Origin of the sequence: Rhodococcoides corynebacterioides NBRC 14404 (genome assembly GCF_001894765.1) — a bacterium.
Taxonomy (GTDB): domain Bacteria; phylum Actinomycetota; class Actinomycetes; order Mycobacteriales; family Mycobacteriaceae; genus Rhodococcoides; species Rhodococcoides corynebacterioides.
The window spans coordinates 561,131-580,737 of the sequence record NZ_BCWV01000002.1 but is presented as its reverse complement, the minus strand read 5'-3'; the positions used below and the strand labels follow the sequence as shown (position 1 = coordinate 580,737).

Genomic DNA, 19,607 nt, shown 5'->3' with positions numbered 1-19,607 from the left:
CACCAGGAGTCACCCATGGTCCGGCTTCGCCGACCCCTGCTCGCCACCGTCGCCGGCGGCGCCGCGGCAACCCTGCTCGCGGGCTGCTTCTCGGCCGCCGCCCCGGCGGGTTCCGACGATCGTCTGCGGCTGGCCATGATGCAGCCGCCGCGGTCGGCGCTGTCCCCGTTCAGTGACGACGCGTTCAAGCTGTCTCGATGGTCGACGGCCGAAACCCTGGTCTCCCTCGACGATCTCGGTGAGGCGCAGCCCGCGCTGGCCGTCGCGTGGAACCGGGTGGACGACCGCACCTGGTCGTTCGACCTGCGCCCCGACGTGCGGTTCCACGACGGGTCCGCGCTCACGTCCGATTCCGTGGTGACGATGCTGCGCGCGGCCACCTCCGCGGCACCCAAGCCGCGCATCCTCGACGGGGTGGAGCTCACCGCCGACGCGGTCGACGAGGACACGGTGGCGGTCACCACCGCGACTCCGGATCCGCTGGTGCCGCAACGACTGTCGAGTCCACAGCTCGCCGTGCTCGCCCCCGCCGCCTACGCCGGAGACGGACCGGTGGACCCCGTCGGTCACGGCACGGGCCCGTTCGTCCTCACGGCCGTGAACGGAACGTCCACCGCCACCCTCGACCGCAACGACGACTACTGGGGAGAGCCGGCTCGCCTCGCGGGCATCGACGTCGACTTCGTCCCGGACGGGACGGCCCGCGTGGCCGCTCTGCGAAGCGGCACCGCCGACGTGGTGGAGGCGGTCCCGGTGGCGCAGGCCGCGTCGGTCGATCCCGCTCTGGTGCACGAGGTTCCGATGCCGCGGACCAACACGCTGTACCTGAACAACCGCGCCGGGGTGTTCACCGATCCGGCCATGCGGGCGGCCGCGCGGGAATCCGTCGACGCCGACCGCATCGTCGATCAGGTCTACGAGGGCCGCGCGGACGTCGCCCGCGGGCTGCTCGGTCCCGCGATCCCGTGGTCCGAGGACCGACCGGCTCGCACCCCCGCGCCGGCGGGAGACCCTGCCGGACGGCGCATCACCCTCGCCACCTTCACCGACCGGGCGGAACTGCCCGAGGTAGCGGTGCTGCTGCAGCAGGCACTCGAGGCCCGCGGGTTCGTCGTCGAGCAGGTCGTTCGTGAGTACCAGTTCATCGAGGCCGACGCCCTCGCGGGTGCGTTCGACGCCTTCGTGCTGTCCCGCGCGACCGTCCTCGACTCCGGTGATCCCGCCGCGTACCTGTATTCGGACTTCGCCTGTGACGGCTCGTTCGGCATCGCCCAGTTCTGCGATCCGGCGGTCGATCGCGCTCTTGCCGACGCCGCCGCCAGCGAGCCCGGTCCTGCCCGCCGGTCGGCGATCCTCGAGGCCGAGCGGTCGATCCTGGAGCGCGACGCGGCGGTGCCGATGCTGCACGAGCGCGTGATGCAGGGCGAGTCGAGCCGAGTCTCCGACGTGGCCCGCGACCCCCGTGAGCGCGCCCTGATCACGTCCGAGACCGCCCTGTCGTGACCGGCGGACACGTGCGCGGAGCGACGGCTCCGATCGCCACGCTCTCGCGGGTCCTGACCGCCGCGACGCTCCTCGGTGTCGTGGGCCTTCTGCCGTGGCTGTCCGATCGCGACCCCGCTCTGTCGATCCTCCGGGCGCGGTCGGCGGAACAGGAACCCACTGCGGAAGCGCTCGACGCGGTGCGCGCGGACCTGGGACTGGCCGACGGACCGGAGGCGATCATGCTGCGGTGGCTCGGCGGTGTCGTGCGCGGCGACTTCGGAACGTCGTGGAACACCGGTCGCGACGTCCTGCCCGGAGCCGTCGCCGCCCTCGGCGTGTCGGCGACCTTGATGGCGTGTGCCGCCCTCGTCGCCGGGATCGTCGCCGCCGCGCTCGTCGCCCCGGCTCTGCGCGCCGGGGTCACGGGAGCGCCGCGGCGGTCGTCCGGCCTCGCCGCCGCCGCGCTGACCTCGACGCCGGAGTTCCTGCTGGCCTCCGTCGGCGTGGTCGTCGGCAGTCTCTATCTGGCGCTGCCGCCGTACGGGTGGACCGGACCGCAGTCGGCGATCCTCCCGGCGCTCGCCCTGGGCCTGCCGGCGGGCGGACTTCTCGGCCGACTGCTGGCCGACGCGGTGTCCTCGGCGTGCACCGAACACTGGGTGGTCACGTGGACCGCCGCCGGGATCTCGCGTCGTCGCACGGCCGGTGCCGTTCTCCGGCGTGCCACCGCGGCGGTCACGTCGCAGATGGCCCTCGTGGCCGTCGCCCTGCTGGGCGGTGCCGTCGCCGTCGAACAGGTCTTCGCGATTCCCGGTCTGGGCCGCACGATGCTCGGCGACGCCCGGTCGCAGGACCTGCCCGCCCTGCAGGCCGATGTCGTACTGCTCCTCCTCGTCAGCGTCGCGTTCGGCGTCACCGCCGCGGTCGTCCGGCGGCTTCTGCTCGGAGCGTCGATCCACGACGCAGCGGTCCCCGTGCCCACGGCTCGGTTCGTGCGCCGACGGCGCCACGTCGTCGTCCCCGTCGCCGGCGCCCTCGGCGTTCTCGCGATCGTCGTCGCGGGGTGGTCACGTGACCCCTATGCCGCGTCGACGGCGAAGTACGCTCCGCCCTCGGCGTCGGCCCCGTTCGGCACCGACGCGTCCGGTCGCGACGTCCTGGCCCGCGTCGCGCACGGCGCCGTCGGCACGATCGGCACGTCGCTGGCCGTGCTCGCGGCCGCCGTCGTGATCGGACTGGTGCTCGGCTGTGCGCCCCGCGTGTTCGTCGGACCGATCGAGGTCTCCAATGCCGCGCCGCCCGTCGTCACCGGCGTGCTCGTCGCCTCCATCTGGGGCCCGAGCGCCGCCGCTGCCGCGCTGGCGGTGCTGCTCGTGTCCTGGGCACCGCTCGCCGCGCACACGGCCGCCCTCGTCGCGGAGGTCCGCGCCCGCCCGTACGTGGCCGTCCTGCCCGCGCTCGGGGCGAGTCGCAGGCGCATTCTGTGGGGGACGGTGCTGCCCGCGGTGATCCCGACCGTCGTCCGGCACGCACTGCTGCGACTGCCGGGGGTGGCGCTGGCACTCGCGGCCCTCGGTTTCCTCGGGCTCGGCCCGACGCCCCCGAGTCCGGACTGGGGACTGGTCCTCGCGGACGGTGTCGCCGCGGTCGAGCGCGCACCCTGGGTCGCTGCCGCACCGCTGGTGTCGTTGATGCTGGTGTCGGTCACCGCCGTGGCCGCGTCGTCGCTCGCGTCCGCGCCCGGAACGCCCGGCCGGTGGTTCACCGGACGCGGGGGCGCTTCGGTAGGGTCGGGCGCCGTGCCGACCCCCGTTGCCGCGACGCCGTGATCGCTCGTACCGTGCCGTCCACGCATCACCGATCTCGCTGGGCGCGTGCACTTCCCGTGGCCGATCTGCGTGCCGCGTCGGCCACCGTGCGCCTGCTCGTGCTCACGCAGCTCGCGTTCAACGTCGGATTCTTCATGGTGCTGCCGTACCTGTCGGTGCACCTGACGGGCGATCTCGGACTCGGTGCGGCGACGGTCGGGCTGATCCTCGGTGTGCGCACGTTCTCGCAGCAGGGTTTGTTCTTCCTCGGGGGCACGCTCGCCGATCGGGTGGGCATCAGGCCGGTGATCCTGACGGGGTGCACCGTTCGCGTGGTCGGCTTCGTCGGGTTGGCCTTCGCGGACTCCCTCGTCGCCGTCCTGGTGGCCACCGTGCTGGTCGGAGTCGCGGCGGCGCTGTTCTCCCCCGCCGTGGAATCCGCTGTGGCGGTGGAGGGGTCGGTCAGCGAGCAGGCGGGTGGGCAGAGCCGACTGGATGCGTTCGCTCTGTTCACGGTGTGCGGTCAGATCGGTTCCTTCACGGGACCGCTGATCGGGTCCGCGCTGCTGCTCGTCGACTTCCGCGTGGCGTGCCTGTGCGCCGCGGTGGTGTTCGTGGCCGTCACCGTCACCCACGCGGTGATGCTGCCCGCGCGTCGGCCGGCCGAGACGACGACGTCGTGGTTCGAGGACTGGCGGATCGTCGCGCGGAACCGGCTGTTCCTCGTCTTCGCGCTCGCGACCAGCGTGCAGCTGATCGCCTACAACCAGCTCTATCTGCTGTTGCCGTTGCGGGTCGACCAGGTGTGGGGCTCGCAGGCGCCCCTCGGGTGGTTGTTCGCGGCGTCGTCGCTGTTGGTGGTCGCGGCGCAGATGCCCCTCACCCGCGCGACCCGTCGTCGACCGCTGCGGGCGATCCTCCCCGTCGGGTTCGTCGTCATGGCCGCGGCGTTCGGTGTGGCCGGCGTGGCCGCGATGATCGGGGGAACCGGGTGGGTCGGGTTGATCGGACCGGCACTCTTCGTCGTCCTGCTGACCCTCGGTCAGATGATCGCCATGCCGTTCGCCCGCGACCTCGTGCCCGTCCTGGCGGGTGATCGCACCCTCGGCGCGTACTACGGATTCCTCGCCTCGGCCGGCGGCGTCGGCGTCCTGGTGGGGTCGGCGGGGCTGGGCGCGGTCGTCGACGCGGTGCCCGACAGCGCGATGGGCACTGCCGCACCCTGGTTGCTCGCCGCCGTGCTCCCCCTCGCGGCGGCCGCGATTCTGCGATCGGTCGCGACGCGCGTCGACGCCCTCGAGCGGAACTGACCGGTCAGGCGGCCCGGACGATGTCCCGCCCGGTGAGCACCTCGGTCTCGGTGGCGATGCGGTTCCACACGTCGGGGGTGACGTCCCGGTGGAGGCTGTCCCGGTCCCACCACATCATGCGGGTGCGGTAGCGATCGTCGGGGTAGGCCGCGGGCGCGATGGAGTCGACGACGCGGCCGCCGCCGGACTCCCAACGACGCAGCACGTGGTCGGCCGCCGTCGCCATGACGAAGCGCGCTCCGGTGAAGACCATGGTGGGCAGTGCGGTGCGCGACAGGAGAGCCGACAGCGCGCCGGGCGAGTCGGCGCTCGTCCCGACGAAGGCCGACTTCATCTCGACCACCCCGTCCTGCAGCCGGTCGGAGATCAGGGCCTCCACCGTCGGTCGGTCCGCGTTGCCCTCCCACTCGACCAACGCGTGCGACTGCTGCGCGGACAGGTACGGGCCCTGCCCTCGCACGCCGGCGACGACCGTTCCGGACCGATCGATCGCGGCGAAGAACACCGCGGTGTCCCGGCCGTCGCGGACCCGTGCTGCGTCCAGCGCCACCGACACTCCGTGCCGCGAGTAGGAGGCATCCGCCGCATCGAGGTACTCCTCCCACAGAGCGCGGTCCATGGCGGGCGTGCTCATCACGAGCGTCGTGCCGCTGGCAGGGTCGTCCAGCCGGGTCGCTCCCCGCGACGCGCGGGTCGTGAATCCCGCGGCGCGGGCCGGAGGCCGGTCGTCGTACAACGCTGAGAGGGGAGCGAGAACGGTCATGGTGATCTCCTGGCGGCAACGGGCACGAACGTGCCGGATCGCCGACATCGGCGCCCGACCGAACAATTCGGACGGCGCCCGAATGGTTCACACACCGATTGTCCCGCCGACCGGAAGATCGACCGATTCATAGGGAGATGTCACGATCTCGACCCACACAACAAGCAGGAAATCGCGTCGACATCACGGGGTGCCCGCTGATTATGCCCTACAAAACGGGGTGAGCGATTGTTTTGGAGCACCAAAGCGGGAATGGTTCATCGCCGGAACAGCGGCAGCCACGAGACGGTACCGACCTGTGGGAATGGTTCGCCGAAACCCGCGGGGCGGGGTGGCGTCAATGGCGCGAGAAGTGCACGACGGACGGTGCGCCGCAGCCCACCTGCCGTCCGTCGGAGAGGGCGGCGCGGCCGGTGCCGGCGAGGGGAAGTCAGGACCGACGGGACACCGGGAGCAGAGGCAGTCGGCGACGGACCCGACCCGATCCCGACCCGGCGGGGGTGCGCACGGAGTCGGCGATCACCGCGTCGACGGTCGCCTCCGCGTCGGCCTTGTTGTCCCCGATGCCGCCGGTGGCACCGCGTTTCGCCCAGCCGACCACGTAGGTACGCGGCACGACGGAGCCGTCCTCCCGCGTCACTCGACCGTCCAGGTTCCGAACGGTGCCGCGTTCCTCGTCGAAGGGCAGGCCCGGCACGGGTGCACCGCGGTAGCCGGCCGCCTGCAGGACGAGGTCGGCATCGACGACGACCGAGGAGCCGTCCGTCGCCCGCGCCGTCAGGCGTACGCCACCACTGTCGGTGGTCTCCAGACCTCGGGGGTCCACCCCGAACGCGAAGACGATGCGACGACCGGACCCGGCGGACCCGACGGGCCTGCCGAGATCGGCGAGATCGAGGGCCGGCACCCCGGCGAGCGGTGCGGCGGAGGCCGAGAACGGCAGCGCCGCGGCCGATTCGGCGGCGCCGGGTCCCGCGACGAACACGGGGACCTCGCGCCGCGAGACCAGCGCCTGACATTCGGGGCGGGTGAACGCGGCGTGATCGGGTCCGCGCCGGGCGAGCACGATCACCTCGGCGACGTCGGCGTTCCGCAGGGCCGCCAGTGCGTGCGGCGCGATCTCGGTGTCCACCAGGGACTCCGGATTCGCGGTGAGGATGCGCGCGGCGTCGAGCGCGACGTTGCCGTTGCCGATCACCACGACTCGGCGCACCCCGCGCAGGTCGACGGCGTCCGCAGCGACGCCCGGGTGCCCGGTGTACCACCCGACCAGGGTGCGGGCACTGAAGGGAGCCGCGCCCTCCGGGTCCACCCAGGGCAACGTGCGGTCACGATCGGCGCCGACCGCGACGATCACGGCGTCGTGCGCAGCGCGGATCTCGTCGACACTCGTCTCGACGCCGACGTCGACCCCGGTCCGGACCGTCACGCGCGGATGCGCGAACAGCGGTCGGAAGTGCTCACCGATGCGGCGGGTGCCGAGATGGTCGGGCGCCACGCCGAACCGGGCCAGTCCGCCCGGCACCGAGAGCCGTTCGTAGAAGGTCACGCGTGCGTTCGTCTGACGCAGGACGGCCGTGGCCGCGTAGCACGCGGCCGGACCGGTCCCGATCACCGCTACCCGATCCAACTGCACGTCGCCGATGGTCGGCAAGGGGAAACGCGGTGCGCCCCACGCGTTGTCGATCGGCCGATCCCGGTAGTAGTCGGCGTTCAGCTCCGCGTACACCTGCTGCTCGGGGGTCAGGCGGTTCACCCGGGTGATGGCGTCGACGGGGCAGGCGTCGGCGCACGCCCCACAGTCGATGCACGATCGCGGATCGATGTAGAGCAGGTCCGTCGTGCCGAAGTCCGGCTCGTCGGGCGTCGGATGGATGCAGTTGACCGGACACACCGACAGGCAGGAGGCGTCGTTGCAACAGTTCTGGGTGATCGCGAAGGCCATGGGTGACGCGCCTCAGAGCATGTGCACGGTGCGATAGATCGCCGCCGCCGGCTTGGTGAGCAGTCCGCAGTCGGCGAGGAACGCCATCAGATGCTGGCTCGAGGTCCGCATCATGACGTGGTGGTGCGTGTTGGCCTTGGCCGCACGCACGGCGCGGTCGACGTCCAGCCCGGCTGCGGCGTAGACGTCCCGGCTGACCATGTTGGACACGATGACCCGGGCCGCGATGGCGATGAGCAGAGCGGCCGACCGGCGACGGACGGCGGAGGTGCCCACCATGTGCTCGCGCATCTGGGCGCGGGCGAAGGTCATGTGCCGCGACTCCTCGACCACGTGGATCTTGCTGGTGGTGCGCACGAGCGGCAGGACGTTCTCGCCGCGCATCCAGTCCCGCTGCATGACGTCCAGGACCTCCTCGGCGACGAGGATGCCGCCGTACGCGGCCTCGGACACGGCGATCGTCTTGAAGAGGCGGCCCAGCTCACGGCTGGCGCGGCGGGGGACGTAGGCCTCGATCCCCATCGTGCGGCACGCCCGGGCGAACATCAGCGAGTGACGGCACTCGTCGGCGATCTCGGTGAGAGCGAACTGGAAGTCGGACTCGGCGTACTTCCCGCAGTACTGATCGCGGAGCACCATCTGCTGCAGGATCATCTCGAACCAGATGCCCGTGCTCATGATGGACGCGACCTCGTGCCGGGTGAGGGTGATGCGCTGCTCGTGCGTCATCTCGTCCCACAACGGGGTGCCGTAGAGCGTGCTCCACTCGGGGTTCAGGCCGAAGTGGTCGGGGTCCAGCGGAGCCTCCCAGTCCACCTCCGACATGGGGTCGTACGACAGGGCGGCAGCGGAATCGAGCAGGCGGGCCGCGACGTCCTCCGGCTCGCGGCCGAGGTCGGCTCTGGTGGCGGGTTCGAGCGTGCTGGTCATGAACGCGTCCTTCCGTACGGCACCGGTCGTCTGTAGGTGTGACGAACATTATCAGATACTCTTCGTCACGGACACTGCCGCCGGTGCACTGCAGGTCAGCTCGGTCGCGACCGCCCTCGCGACCGTGTCCGCGACTGCCGCCACTGCTCGATGTCACGTCCGATCGGCGTCGTGGGCTCGGTGTCGTACAGCCATTCGCGTGCGATGGCGCCCCAGTTCGCCGTCGCGCGGAGCTGTCCGAGAATGCCGAAGGTCAGGAAGTCCGTCCGACGCGAGAACACGTGCTCGGGCGGCAGCCACTGCTTGGTCATCGCCCCGAAGTTGCCACTGCGCGGGTCCACCGCGAGGACGAAGCAGGCGCCGGCCATCTCGGGCGTGACCGTCACCCGCCGATCCGTCAGGCTGAGCTCCGCTGCCGCGGACACGTAGTCGAGGCAGTCCTGCGGTGAGGTCGGGGCCTCGGGATCGAGAATGCCGCGATCGGCCAGCAGGCGGTGCAGATCGTCTCCGCGCCCCTCCACGGCGGCGCGGAGGCAGTCGCGCTCGAACCTGATGTCCGACGCGCTCATGTGGATGTAGAGACCGAAGTCGACGAACGTCACCCGCCCGTCCCGTGCCAGGAGCACGTTGCCGGGGTGCGGATCGCCGCAGAACTCACCCAGGGTATGAAGCGATCCCACGTAGAACCGGAAGATCGTCTCGCCGATGCGGTCCCGCTCCTCGTCGGGCAGCTCGCGGATGCGCTCGAACCGCACCGCGTCGACGAACTCCGTGGTGAGGACGGCCTCGCCGCAGTGCGAGGCGACCACGTCGGGCACCGCGAAGTGCGGATGGTCGCGGAAGAGGTCGGCCGCCCGGCTCTGCGTGCGTGCCTCGGCCGGATAGTCGAGCTCCGCCTCCAGATTGCGCCGCAATTCCTCGACCACCGCTTTCGAGGACAGCATCGGCATCGACGCCGGCAGCAGCTTGACGTAGAACGACAGGTTCTTCAGGTCCGCCCGGACCGCGGCGTCGATACCCGGGTACTTGACCTTCACGGCCACCACGCGACCGTCGGAGAGCACCGCGCGATGCACCTGACCGATGGACGCGGCAGCGATCGGTACGGGGTCGAACTCCGCGAAGAGATCGGACAGCGGGGCACCGAGATCGGCCTCGACCACCGCGCGGACGTCGTCGAACGCCACTTTCGGCGCGCGGTCCAGCAGGTCGGCCAGCCGCCGTTGGAACTGGTCCCGATGTTCCTCGGGCACGAAGGCCAGGTCGAGCGTGGAGAGCATCTGACCCAGCTTCATCGCGGCACCGCGCAGCCCTCCGAGCACCGTGACCAGGCGTTCGGCCGCGCGCACCGCCTCCTTCTCGGCGAGCGCGTCGCGGAGCTCGTCCGTCCGCCCCGCCATGCGCACACGCAGGACCGCGCCTCGGGCGGTCCGGCCCGCGACCAGGCGTCCCACCTCGGCTCCTCTGACCACCCGTGACGTGGGCACTTTGTCCGACACGCGGCCCAGTATCGCCCGGGCGATCGCGCGGGACGAGGCTCCCCGGCGTCGCGACCGGACAGACAACGCAGACAACGCATTTCGGGCACGACGTGTCGCAGGTCACTTGGCGCGACCGGCTGGAACGGGCATACGTTTGCATAGGTAACGACTTCTGGGAGGGGAAGACATGACCACCACCGCACCGCACGTGACCACAGCCGCACCGGATCCGGCCGTCTCCGAGCACCTCGCCGACGCCGCGCCCGACCTGCACCGCATGGTGGAGACGGTCATGACCGAGTACGCGGACCGTCCCGCCGTCGCCGTGCGCGCGCGACGGGTGGTGACCGACGAGTCGGGACGCCGCCATGCCGAACCGATCGAGGACGTCGCGACGCTCACCTACGCCGACCTGTGGTGGCGCGCGGGCGCGTTGGCGCGCCACCTCGTCGACCACGTGTCCCCCGGCGGAGCCCTCGCCACCCTCGGCTTCGCGAGCGGTGACTACGTCGTCGCGGAACTGGCGACGGTGCGACTCGGTGCCGTGGCTCTCCCGCTGCAGACCGGCGCGAGCGTGGACCGGCTCGTCGACATCGCCGCCGAGGCCGGGCCGACGGCACTGGTCGTCGACAGCGAGCACCTGCGCACCGCGGCCGCCCTCGCGACCCGATCCGACGTCGCCGCCGTGATCGTCATGAACCACGACGCCCGGGTCGACGACGATCTCGACCGCCTGGCCGAGGCCCGCGCCGCCGTCCCCGACGGCGTCGAGGTCGTTCCCCTCACCGACGTCCTCGACCGCGCCGCGGGCGCGGACGCACCGACCGTCGACCTGCCGACCCTCGCCCCGGATCCCGATCGGCTGGCCGCCCTCGTCTACACCTCCGGCAGCACCGGAACCCCCAAGGGCGCCATGCACACCGATGCCCTCGTCGCTCGGCAGTGGGCGGCGACCCTGCTCGACGGCACCGGGCCGTTCGGCGCGCCCGAGGCCGAACCCCGTCCGGTGGTGACGCTCGACTACCTGCCCATGAGTCACCTCGCCGGCCGCGCGCTCGTCACCTCCACCCTCGCAGCGGGCGGCACCGTGCACTTCGCCGCGACATCCGATCTGTCGACCCTGCTCGAGGATTTCGCCCTCGCGCGCCCCACCACCGTCCTCCTCGTCCCCCGAGTGTGCGACCTGGTGCGGTCCGAAGCGGACGCGGCCGTCGACCGACGCGTCCGCGAGACCGGGCGCACCGCCGACGACGTGCGCGCGGAGGTGCACGCCGACCTGCGCGAGCGCATCTTCGGCGGACGGGTCGCGTCCGCCGTCGTGGGTACCGCACCGGCCACGCCCGACGCCGTCGCCACGGTCTCCGACGTGCTCGGCGTGCCGGTCCACGACATGTACGGCTCCACCGAGGCCGGACACGTCCTGATCGACGGCGTGCTCATGCGGCCCCCGGTGCTCGAGTACCGCCTCGAGGACGTTCCCGAGCTCGGCTACTCCACCGGCGACCGGCCCCACCCGCGCGGCGAACTGCTCCTGCGGACCGCGTCCCTGACGCCCGGGTACTACCGCCGTGCCGACGCCACCGCCGGCGTGATGACCGACGACGGCTTCTACCGCACCGGCGACGTGTTCGCCGAGATCGGTCCGGACCGGCTGCAGTACGTGGACCGCCGCAAGAACGTGGTCAAGCTCGCTCAGGGCGAGTTCGTCGCCCTGTCCCATCTCGACGCCGTCTACGCCGCGTCCGACGCGGTGGACCAGATCCACGTCCACGGTGACGGCACCCGTTCCTACGTCCTCGCCGTCGTCGTTCCCGCCGCCGGACGGACTCCGCGTGACGTGCTGACGTCGCTCCAGGAGATCGCCCGCCGCGAGGGGCTGGCGTCCTACGAGGTTCCCCGCGACGTCGTCGTCGCGGACGAGCCGTTCACCACGGCCAACGGATTGCTGTCCGGCGCCAACAAGCAACTGCGACCGGCCATCTCGGCGCGGTACGCCGATGCCCTGGAGGCGCGGTACCGGGAGATCGACGGCGGTGGGCGGGACCGGCTCGAGGCCCTGCGGCAGGCCGTCGGGACGATCCCCACCGTCGACGTGGTGCGACGCGCGGCGGCCGGACTGCTCGGGCTGCCGGACGACGACGTGGCGGCCACCGACCGGTTCACCGATCTCGGTGGCGACTCGCTGTCGGCCGTGACGTTCGGGGCGATGCTGCGCGACCTCGTCGACGTCGAGGTGCCCGTGACGGCGGTGGTCTCGCCCACCGCCGATCTCGCCGACGTGGCCGCCGCCATCGATCGGGGACGGGCGACCGCGCAGTCCGGGGACACCGACTCGACGCTCACCTTCGAGAGCGTCCACGGCGCGGACCCGGACGAGGTCGTCGCCGACGATCTCACCCCGGATCGCGTTCTGGGCCCCGATTTCCAGGCCGCCGCGCGTCGAGCCGACGGCCCCCGAGAGGACGTGCGCACCGTCCTGGTGACCGGCGCGACCGGGTATCTGGGTCGGTTCCTGCTGCTCGACTGGTTGGAACGCATGGACGCCGTCGACGGCCGCGTGGTGACGCTCGTGCGGGCACGCTCGGCCGAGGACGCTCGCCGACGACTCGACGCCACGTTCGGTGTGACGGGAGAGCACGCCGTCGACCCGGAGCTCCGCGACCGGTGGACGGACCTGGCGAACCGCCGTCTCGACATCGAGGTCGGCGACGTCGCCCGACCGCGCCTCGGCCTGTCCGACGAGCGGTGGACCCGGCTGGCGCAGGACGTGGATCACATCGTGCACCCCGCGGCCATGGTCAACCATGCCCTGCCGTACCGAGAGATGTTCTCTCCCAACGTCGGCGGCACCGCCGAGGTGATCCGTCTGGCGGCCACCCACCACCTCAAGCCGGTCGACTACCTCTCGACCGTCGCGGTCGCGGCGGGTGTCGAGGCGCTGACCGAGGACGGCGACATCCGGATCGAGAGTCCTCGCCGATCGCTGGGCGGGGACTACGCGAACGGGTACGCCACGTCCAAGTGGGCGGGTGAGGTGTTGCTGCGCAACACCTTCGACGCGGTGGGTCTGCCCGTCACTGTCTTCCGGTCCAACATGATCCTCGCGCATCCGCGCTGGCGTGGCCAGGTCAACGTGCCGGACGTCTTCACGCGCACCCTCGCGTCCGTCACGGCCTGCTCGCTGGCGCCGCGGACCTTCTACTCCGCGTCGGCGGGCGAGCGGCCGCGAGCCCACTACGACGGGCTACCGGTCGACTTCACCGCGGCCGCGATCGCCGAACTCGGCCATCGCGATCGTCGGGGCTACCGGACGTACCACGTGGTCAATCCGCATCACGACGGCATCTCGTGGGACACGGTCATCGACTGGCTGGAGGACGCGGGGGTGTCCGTGGAGAGGATCGACGACCACGACGAGTGGTACCGCCGGTTCCACGACGCGCTGACCGCGCTGCCCGAGCCGATGCGGTCGCACTCCGTGCTGCCGCTGATCCACGCCTACCGGGAGCCGACGCCGCCGCTCGACGGCTCACCCATCCCGGCCGAGCGGTTCCGCGCGGCGGTGCGCGAGTCCCTCGCCCCGCGGTGGAGCGACATTCCGCATCTCGGACCGGACCTCGTCGCCAAGTACGTGCGCGACCTCGGCGCGCTGGACATCGTCTCCCTGCAGCTCAGCTGACCGAGCGGCGGCGTCGACTGCGGAAGGCGTCGATGCCGTTGCGCCGGGCGGCGCCCACCAGGGCCCGGACTCGCGAGTGATGCGGGTCCGGGTCCAGTCCGGCCCCCATGCGGTGCAACTGATCGGTGTGCCACTGCAGGTCGAGCACGCCGTCGACCGTGCGCACCGCGCGTCGGGTGGCGAGACCACGCGGCACGGGCACCGAGGTGTTCGCGCTGGTCAGCGTCGACACCGTGCCCTCCAGCAGGGCACGCGCGGCGTCGGGGTCGGTTGCGGTCGGACGGCCGAGACCGATGACGTCGCAGGCGCCCGAGGCGAGAGCCGCGTCCATCGCCGCCCGCGTGCGGAACCCACCCGTGACCGCCAACGGCACGGCCCCGGCCAGTTCGCGAACCGTCGCCGCGTACTCGAGGAAGTACGCCTCGCGGGCCACCGTCGACGATGCGACGCCCTTGCCCACCATGGCCGGCGATTCGTAGCTGCCGCCGCTGATCTCGAGCAGATCCAGACCCGTCGTCGCCAGCATGGCGATCACCGCGCGGGACTCCCCCTCCTCGAACCCCCCACGCTGGAAATCCGCCGAGTTCAGTTTCAGTCCCACCGCGAACGTCGGGCTCACGCGCTCACGAACGCGGGCGACCACCTCGAGCAGGAACCGTGCCCGGTTCTCGATCGAACCGCCCCACCGATCCGTGCGGCGGTTGGTGTGCGGGGAGAGGAACTGCCCGATGAGGTAGCCGTGCGCACCGTGTATCTCGACACCGTCGAATCCGGCGCGTTCGGCGATCGCGGCCGTCGTCGCGAAACGCTCGACGATGTCGACGATCTCCGCGTCGGTCAGCGCTCGGGGCGCCGGGATGCCCGGGATGTCGAGACCGACGGCCGACGGCGCCACCGTGCGCCCCTCCGTCGTGACCGGATTCCCCTGTCGGCCGGGGTGATTGATCTGCATCCAGACGGGGGTGCCGTGCGCTCCGGCCGCCGACGCCCACGACCGCAGGGCGTCGAGGTGCCGGTCGTCCTCGACGGCGACGTTGCCGGGTTCACCGAGGTAACGCGCATCCACCATGACGTTGCCGGTGAGGATCAGTCCGTACCCACCCGCGCCCCAGCGTCGGTACAGCCGCTGCAGCCGCTCGTCGGGCGCCCCGGTGGTCGCCGCGAGCGACTCGCTGAGCGCCGCCTTCATGGTGCGGTTCGGCAGTACCGCTCCGCACGGCAGCGTCAGCGGGTCGGGCAGGGAGCGGGGCTGGGACACGGGCTCGGACCGGGACACGGGCTCGGACACGGACGGCGACCTCTTTCGACGAGTGACGGGGACGGACGGCGCTCAGTCGGTGCCCACGCCGTGCAGGACGATGTCGACGGCGGCGGCCACCACCTCGTCCGCCGGCGTCTCGCCGTACATCAGTACGGGACAGACCACGGCGCCGGAGAACATGGCGACCGCCGCGTCCAGGCGGGTGCCGGAGGTGACGCGCCCGAGCACCGCGCGCACCACGGACTCGCCGTCGGCGACGAGGCGCGACCGGACGCGGGCGATGTCGTCCTCGGTCGCTCCCCAGTGCGCGAGTGCCAGCAGGATGCGGTCGAGTCGGAGCGAGAGAACGGCGTCGCGGAAGACCGTCATCTCGCCGATCAGGTCGGCTCGCAGATCGCCGGTGGGCGTGTGGTGCGGCATCTCCCCCAGCACGTCGAGCGCGAGACCCAGGAGATCGACGCGGGACGGCCAGTGGGTGTAGAGCGTGGTCTTGGAGTAGCCGGCGACGCGGGCGACCGTCGCGTGGGTGACGGCGTCCCACCCCTCGGTGGTCAGGACCTCGAGGGCGGCGGCGGAGACGTCCGCACGTGTGCGCGCGACGCGGGCATCCTCGGCAGAGGTTTGGTTTCGACCCCGACCGTCGATGCTGTGATCGTCAGGAGATCCGTCCACGCCGTTCGTCACCTCCCTCATCTGCTCGCCTCGTGAGAGACGAAGGTACGCGAATCACCTGCCGACGCCGGTTCGGCCTTCTCAGTTGAACGGCTGGTTCAGTACTGTACTGTGAGTCACGATCGACCGACCGTGACTCGAACCGTCTCCACCCCACCACGTTTCGCGGCGCATCGGCGCCGCCGCGCAGGTGTCCTCCGGGGACCGGCGCGTCACCGAAGGAAGGTCCTCGATGTCCGCCATTCTGTTCGGCTCCATCAGTACGCTCGCCGACACGTCCGAGCTCCAGCGCACCGCGTTCAACGACGCCTTCGCCCAGCACGGCCTGGACTGGTCCTGGTCGCGCGAGGACTACCGGTCGATGCTCGGGTCCAACGGCGGCGCCCAGCGCATCGCCGACTACGCGCAGACCCGCGGTGAGGACGTCGACGCCGCCGCGGTCCACGCCACCAAGTCCGAGAAGTTCCGCAGCCTGCTGGCCGAGCGCGGCGCCACCGCACGTCCCGGCGTGGCGGAGACCGTCGAGGCGGCACGGGCCTCCGGCACCAAGCTCGGGTTCGTCACCACCACCTCGGCCGAGAACGTCGAGGCCGTGCTCTCGGCGCTGGCCCCGACGGTCGCCCGCGAACACTTCGACGTGGTGCTCAGCGCCGACGACGCCCCGCAGGGCAAGCCCGATCCGGCGTCCTACCAGGTCGCGCTGGAGCGTCTCGGCGAGTCCGCGGACGCCTGCGTCGCCGTCGAGGACAACGAGGGCGGCGTCGCGGCCGCCACGGCCGCCGGCATCACCGTCGTCGCCTTCCCCAACGAGAACACCGCCGACGGCACCTTCACCTCGGCCACCGAGAAGGTCGAGTCCTTGGACCCCGCCCGTCTCGAATCCCTGACATCGGCGCGATCCTAGGAGAATCAGCAGTGAGCAACATGCAGGCACAGGTCACCTCGAGCGACCGCAGCTTCCACGTCGAGGGATACGAGAAGATCGAGTACGACCTCGTGTACGTCGACGGCGTCTTCGACACCACGAACACCGAACTGGCGGACAGCTACCGGCCCTACGGCCGGGTGCTGATGGTGGTGGACGAGTCGGTGCTCGAGCACTACGGCGACCGGATTCGCGCCTACTTCGACCACCACGGCATCGACCTGACCGTCGTCGAGGTGCACATCGCGGAGACCGCCAAGTCCCTCGAGACGTTCGAGCGCATCGTCGGAGAATTCGACTCCTTCGGCCTCGTGCGCACCGAGCCGGTTCTCGTCGTCGGCGGTGGCCTCACCACCGACGTCGCCGGATTCGCCTGCGCCAGCTACCGCCGCAACACGCCGTACATCCGCATCCCCACCACGCTGATCGGCCTGATCGACGCCTCGGTGTCCATCAAGGTGGCGGTCAACTACGGCAAGCACAAGAACCGTCTCGGCGCCTACCACGCGTCGCAGAAAGTGTTGCTGGACTTCGGTTTCCTGGCCACGCTGCCCGAGGATCAGGTACGCAACGGCATGGCCGAGCTCATCAAGATCTCGGTGGTGGGCAACCTCGAGATCTTCGAGATGCTCGAGCAGTACGGTCCCGAGTTGCTGCGCACCCGGTTCGGCCACGTCGACGGCACCCCCGAGTTGCGGGACGTCGCCCACCGCCTCACGTACCAGGCGATCGAGACCATGCTCGAGCTCGAAGCACCCAACCTGCACGAGATCGACCTCGACCGGGTGATCGCGTTCGGCCACACCTGGAGTCCCACCCTGGAGCTGACGCCGCCGGCGCCGTTCTTCCACGGGCACGCCATCAACATCGACATGGCCCTCTCGACCACCATCGCCGAGCAGCGCGGCCACATCACGGCGCAGGACCGCGACCGCGTTCTCGGCGTCATGAGCAGCATCGGCCTCGCACTCGACTCCGACCACCTGACGCCCGAACTGCTCACCGACGCCACCGCGTCGATCCTCAAGACGCGCGACGGCATCCTGCGCGCCGCGGTGCCCGCACCCATCGGGACCTGCGCCTTCCTCAACGATCTGGGGACGGACGAGCTCACCGACGCGCTGACCCTGCACAAGAAGCTGTGCCTCGAGTACGACCGGGACGGCGACGGCGTCGACATGTACACCGCCGCCGAGGACGCCGTGGACGCGACCGCGGGCACCGGCGCGCGGGGTTCGGTCCGACGTTCGTGACCGACGCGCCCCGGCCCGTCACCCCCGTCTCCCTCGTCGCCGCCGAGCTCACCGACCTCTGTCGGACGCTCGACGACGCCGCCGTGGGGGCGGAGGCGGCGGGCCGTCTGCGTCGAGTTCGGGACCTCGCCGTCGGCCTCGACCCGTACCTCGACGCGATGACCACCCCGCCCTCGGCCGCACTGGCCGCGCTGGAGGACCGGACGCGGAGCCACGTCTGGTCCGAGGGCCCGCTCGAGCAGGAAATGCTCTCCGGTCACCTCGAAGGGTGGTTCCTGCGCTTCCTCGTCGGCATGACCCGTGCGCGGGACGTGCTCGAGATCGGCATGTTCACCGGGTACTCCGCGCTGGCCATGGCCGAGGAGCTGCCCGACGGCGGGCGGGTGGTCGCCTGCGAGGTCGACGACACCGTGGCCGAGTTCGCGCGCACCTGTTTCACGGCCTCGCCCGTTGGTGATCGCATCGACGTCCGGGTGGGTCCGGCGGCCGACACCCTGGCCCGCGCCGCCCACGACGGTGAGTCGTTCGACCTGGTGTTCGTCGACGCCGACAAGCCCGGCTACGCGCAGTACCTGGACCTGCTCCTCACCACCGACCTGCTGCGTCCGGGCGGTCTGGTCGCCGTCGACAACACCCTGTTGCAAGGTGAGCCCTACTGCGGTGCCACCACCCCGAACGGCCGCGCCATCGCGTCGTTCAACGAGGCCGTCGCCGCCGATCCACGCCTCGAGCAGGTCATGATCCCGATCCGTGACGGGGTGACGTTGATCCGTCGGGCGCGCGTCCCGGGGTCGTCGTGACCGGCGCGGCCCGGACGGTCTCGGTCCTCGCGGCGCTCACCCTCACCGCCCCACTCGACCTGATGATCGTCGCGGGTGCGCGGGTGTTCGGCCGACGCACCCCGCCGGCGCCGTCGTCGCCTCAGGTGGCCCGCACCGTGCTGGTGAACGGCGGGAAGATGACCAAGTCGCTGCAGCTGGCCCGGTCCTTCCACGCCGCGGGGCACCGGGTGGTGCTGGTGGAGTCCGCGAAGTACCGGTGGACTGCGCATCGTTTCTCCCGCGCGGTCGACGTCTTCCACGTCGTGCCGGAGGCGTCGGACCCGGGCTACGTCGACGCGCTCGTCCGCGTGGCGCGCGCGGAGAACGTCGACGTGTTCGTTCCCGTGTCGTCCCCCGCCTCGTCCGTACCGGACGCGGAGGCAGGGGCCGCGATGGGCCCGTCGGTGGACGTGGTCCACGCCGACCCGGACACGATCCGACGCGTCGACGACAAGAACCGATTCGCCGACGCAGCACGAGAATTCGGAGTGCGGGTGCCGGACTCGCACCGCATCACCGACCCCGGGCAGATCGCCGAGATCGACCTCCCGCCGGGCCGGGACTACGTGCTCAAGCGGATCGCCTACAACCCCGTCGGCCGCATGGACCTGACGCCGCTGCGGCGCGAGACCCCGGAGGCCAACCTCGCGTTCGCGCGCTCGCTGGGCATCGCCGAGGACGATCCGTGGATCCTGCAGGAATTCGTCACCGGCCGCGAGTACTGCACGCACGGCACCGTGCGGAACGGATCACTGCAGGTCTACGGGTGCTGCGAGTCGTCGGCGTTCCAGATCAACTACGCGATGGTCGACAAGCCGGACATCCTGACGTGGGTGGAGACGTTCGTCGCCGAACTCGGTGCCACCGGCCAGTTCTCGTTCGACTTCATCGAGAACGGGGACGGCGAGGTGTTCGCGATCGAGTGCAATCCGCGCACGCACTCCGCGATCACGATGTTCCACGACCATCCCGACGTCGCGGCGGCGTACCTGGGGTCCGAACGCGACGTGATCACCCCGCTCCCCTCGTCCCGCCCCACGTACTGGCTGTACCACGAGGTGTGGCGACTGATGACCGAACCGCGTCGGCTCGCCCGACTCCGCACCATCGTCGGCGGGCGGGACGCGGTGCTGACCGGGTGGGATCCGTGGCCGTGGTTCCTCCTCCACCACCTGCACGTCCCGTCCTTGTTGGTGGCCAACCTGCGCTCCGGACGTGGGTGGAGCCGGATCGACTTCAACATCGGCAAGCTGGTCGAACAGGGCGGTGACTGA

14 protein-coding genes are annotated in these 19,607 nt (G+C 71.2%); 8 read left to right on the top strand and 6 right to left on the bottom strand.

From position 1 onward, the window contains the following. Window positions 1-15: 15 nt before the first annotated feature. The 3 genes from RC2_RS04115 to RC2_RS04105 are packed head-to-tail and all read left to right on the top strand — an operon-like array spanning window position 16 to window position 4,603. Window positions 16-1,503 (top strand): ABC transporter substrate-binding protein, encoded by a 1,488-nt coding sequence (locus RC2_RS04115; RefSeq protein WP_068149600.1) that lies wholly within the window; start codon window positions 16-18, stop codon window positions 1,501-1,503. After that, window positions 1,500-3,314, top strand: a complete 1,815-nt coding sequence (locus RC2_RS04110; RefSeq protein ID WP_068149596.1) for an ABC transporter permease subunit — start codon at window positions 1,500-1,502, stop codon at window positions 3,312-3,314. Before RC2_RS04115 ends, RC2_RS04110 begins: the two co-directional genes overlap by 4 nt. Before the next feature lie 56 nt (window positions 3,315-3,370). Continuing rightward, window positions 3,371-4,603, top strand: coding sequence for an MFS transporter (locus RC2_RS04105; protein ID WP_245810948.1), 1,233 nt, complete (start codon window positions 3,371-3,373; stop codon window positions 4,601-4,603). A gap of 4 nt (window positions 4,604-4,607) precedes the next feature. Here the strand turns inward: RC2_RS04105 and RC2_RS04100 are convergent, their stop codons facing one another. From RC2_RS04100 to RC2_RS04085, 4 genes are all read right to left on the bottom strand, one after another. Next, window positions 4,608-5,366, bottom strand: coding sequence for a hypothetical protein (locus RC2_RS04100; RefSeq protein ID WP_139277261.1), 759 nt, complete (start codon window positions 5,364-5,366; stop codon window positions 4,608-4,610). A 430-nt stretch (window positions 5,367-5,796) separates the two neighbouring features. Further along, on the bottom strand, window positions 5,797-7,311 hold the full coding sequence (locus RC2_RS04095) for an FAD-dependent oxidoreductase (protein WP_068149591.1): 1,515 nt from the start codon (window positions 7,309-7,311) through the stop codon (window positions 5,797-5,799). Window positions 7,312-7,323: 12 nt separating this feature from the next. Further along, window positions 7,324-8,241 carry an AurF N-oxygenase family protein gene (locus RC2_RS04090; RefSeq protein ID WP_068149587.1) on the bottom strand — a complete coding sequence of 306 codons (918 nt, stop codon included), beginning with the start codon at window positions 8,239-8,241 and terminating at the stop codon, window positions 7,324-7,326. A 95-nt stretch (window positions 8,242-8,336) separates the two neighbouring features. Continuing rightward, a complete protein-coding gene (locus RC2_RS04085) occupies window positions 8,337-9,740 on the bottom strand; it encodes an ABC1 kinase family protein (protein ID WP_068149585.1) in 1,404 nt (467 codons plus the stop codon). Window positions 9,741-9,909: 169 nt separating this feature from the next. Between RC2_RS04085 and car the strand changes: the two genes are divergently transcribed. Next, window positions 9,910-13,401 carry a carboxylic acid reductase gene (gene car, locus RC2_RS04080; protein WP_068149583.1) on the top strand — a complete coding sequence of 1,164 codons (3,492 nt, stop codon included), beginning with the start codon at window positions 9,910-9,912 and terminating at the stop codon, window positions 13,399-13,401. Here the strand turns inward: car and RC2_RS04075 are convergent. Both RC2_RS04075 and RC2_RS04070 read right to left on the bottom strand, forming a co-directional pair. Then, on the bottom strand, window positions 13,394-14,689 hold the full coding sequence (locus RC2_RS04075; RefSeq protein ID WP_245810947.1) for an NADH:flavin oxidoreductase/NADH oxidase family protein: 1,296 nt from the start codon (window positions 14,687-14,689) through the stop codon (window positions 13,394-13,396). The genes car and RC2_RS04075 overlap by 8 nt on opposite strands. A 42-nt stretch (window positions 14,690-14,731) precedes the next feature. After that, window positions 14,732-15,334, bottom strand: a complete 603-nt coding sequence (locus RC2_RS04070) for a TetR/AcrR family transcriptional regulator (RefSeq protein ID WP_169818394.1) — start codon at window positions 15,332-15,334, stop codon at window positions 14,732-14,734. Between the two features lie 232 nt (window positions 15,335-15,566). On the opposite strand from RC2_RS04070, the gene RC2_RS04065 reads away from it, so the two are divergent. Genes RC2_RS04065 through RC2_RS04050 form a run of 4 tightly spaced genes read left to right on the top strand, consistent with a single transcriptional unit; the run spans window position 15,567 to window position 19,607 of the window. Next, window positions 15,567-16,238: an HAD family hydrolase gene (locus RC2_RS04065; RefSeq protein WP_068149577.1), complete on the top strand. Its 672-nt coding sequence runs from the start codon at window positions 15,567-15,569 to the stop codon at window positions 16,236-16,238. Window positions 16,239-16,258: 20 nt separating this feature from the next. Continuing rightward, on the top strand, window positions 16,259-17,512 hold the full coding sequence (locus RC2_RS04060; RefSeq protein WP_245810978.1) for a sedoheptulose 7-phosphate cyclase: 1,254 nt from the start codon (window positions 16,259-16,261) through the stop codon (window positions 17,510-17,512). Next, window positions 17,509-18,312, top strand: coding sequence for an O-methyltransferase (locus RC2_RS04055; RefSeq protein ID WP_068149573.1), 804 nt, complete (start codon window positions 17,509-17,511; stop codon window positions 18,310-18,312). The genes RC2_RS04060 and RC2_RS04055 overlap by 4 nt, the downstream gene beginning before the upstream one ends. Further along, window positions 18,309-19,607, top strand: a complete 1,299-nt coding sequence (locus RC2_RS04050) for an ATP-grasp domain-containing protein (protein WP_068149570.1) — start codon at window positions 18,309-18,311, stop codon at window positions 19,605-19,607. The genes RC2_RS04055 and RC2_RS04050 overlap by 4 nt, the downstream gene beginning before the upstream one ends.

Excerpts from the sequence above, each read along its gene's own strand:
- RC2_RS04115 (WP_068149600.1), top strand. The coding sequence starts at position 16 with ATGGTCCGGCTTCGCCGACCCCTGCTCGCCACCGTCGCCGGCGGCGCC.
- car (WP_068149583.1), top strand. The coding sequence starts at position 9,910 with ATGACCACCACCGCACCGCACGTGACCACAGCCGCACCGGATCCGGCC.
- RC2_RS04060 (WP_245810978.1), top strand. The coding sequence starts at position 16,259 with ATGCAGGCACAGGTCACCTCGAGCGACCGCAGCTTCCACGTCGAGGGA.
- RC2_RS04100 (WP_139277261.1), bottom strand. The coding sequence starts at position 5,366 with ATGACCGTTCTCGCTCCCCTCTCAGCGTTGTACGACGACCGGCCTCCG.
- RC2_RS04095 (WP_068149591.1), bottom strand. The coding sequence starts at position 7,311 with ATGGCCTTCGCGATCACCCAGAACTGTTGCAACGACGCCTCCTGCCTG.
- RC2_RS04090 (WP_068149587.1), bottom strand. The coding sequence starts at position 8,241 with ATGACCAGCACGCTCGAACCCGCCACCAGAGCCGACCTCGGCCGCGAG.
- RC2_RS04065 (WP_068149577.1), top strand. The coding sequence starts at position 15,567 with ATGTCCGCCATTCTGTTCGGCTCCATCAGTACGCTCGCCGACACGTCC.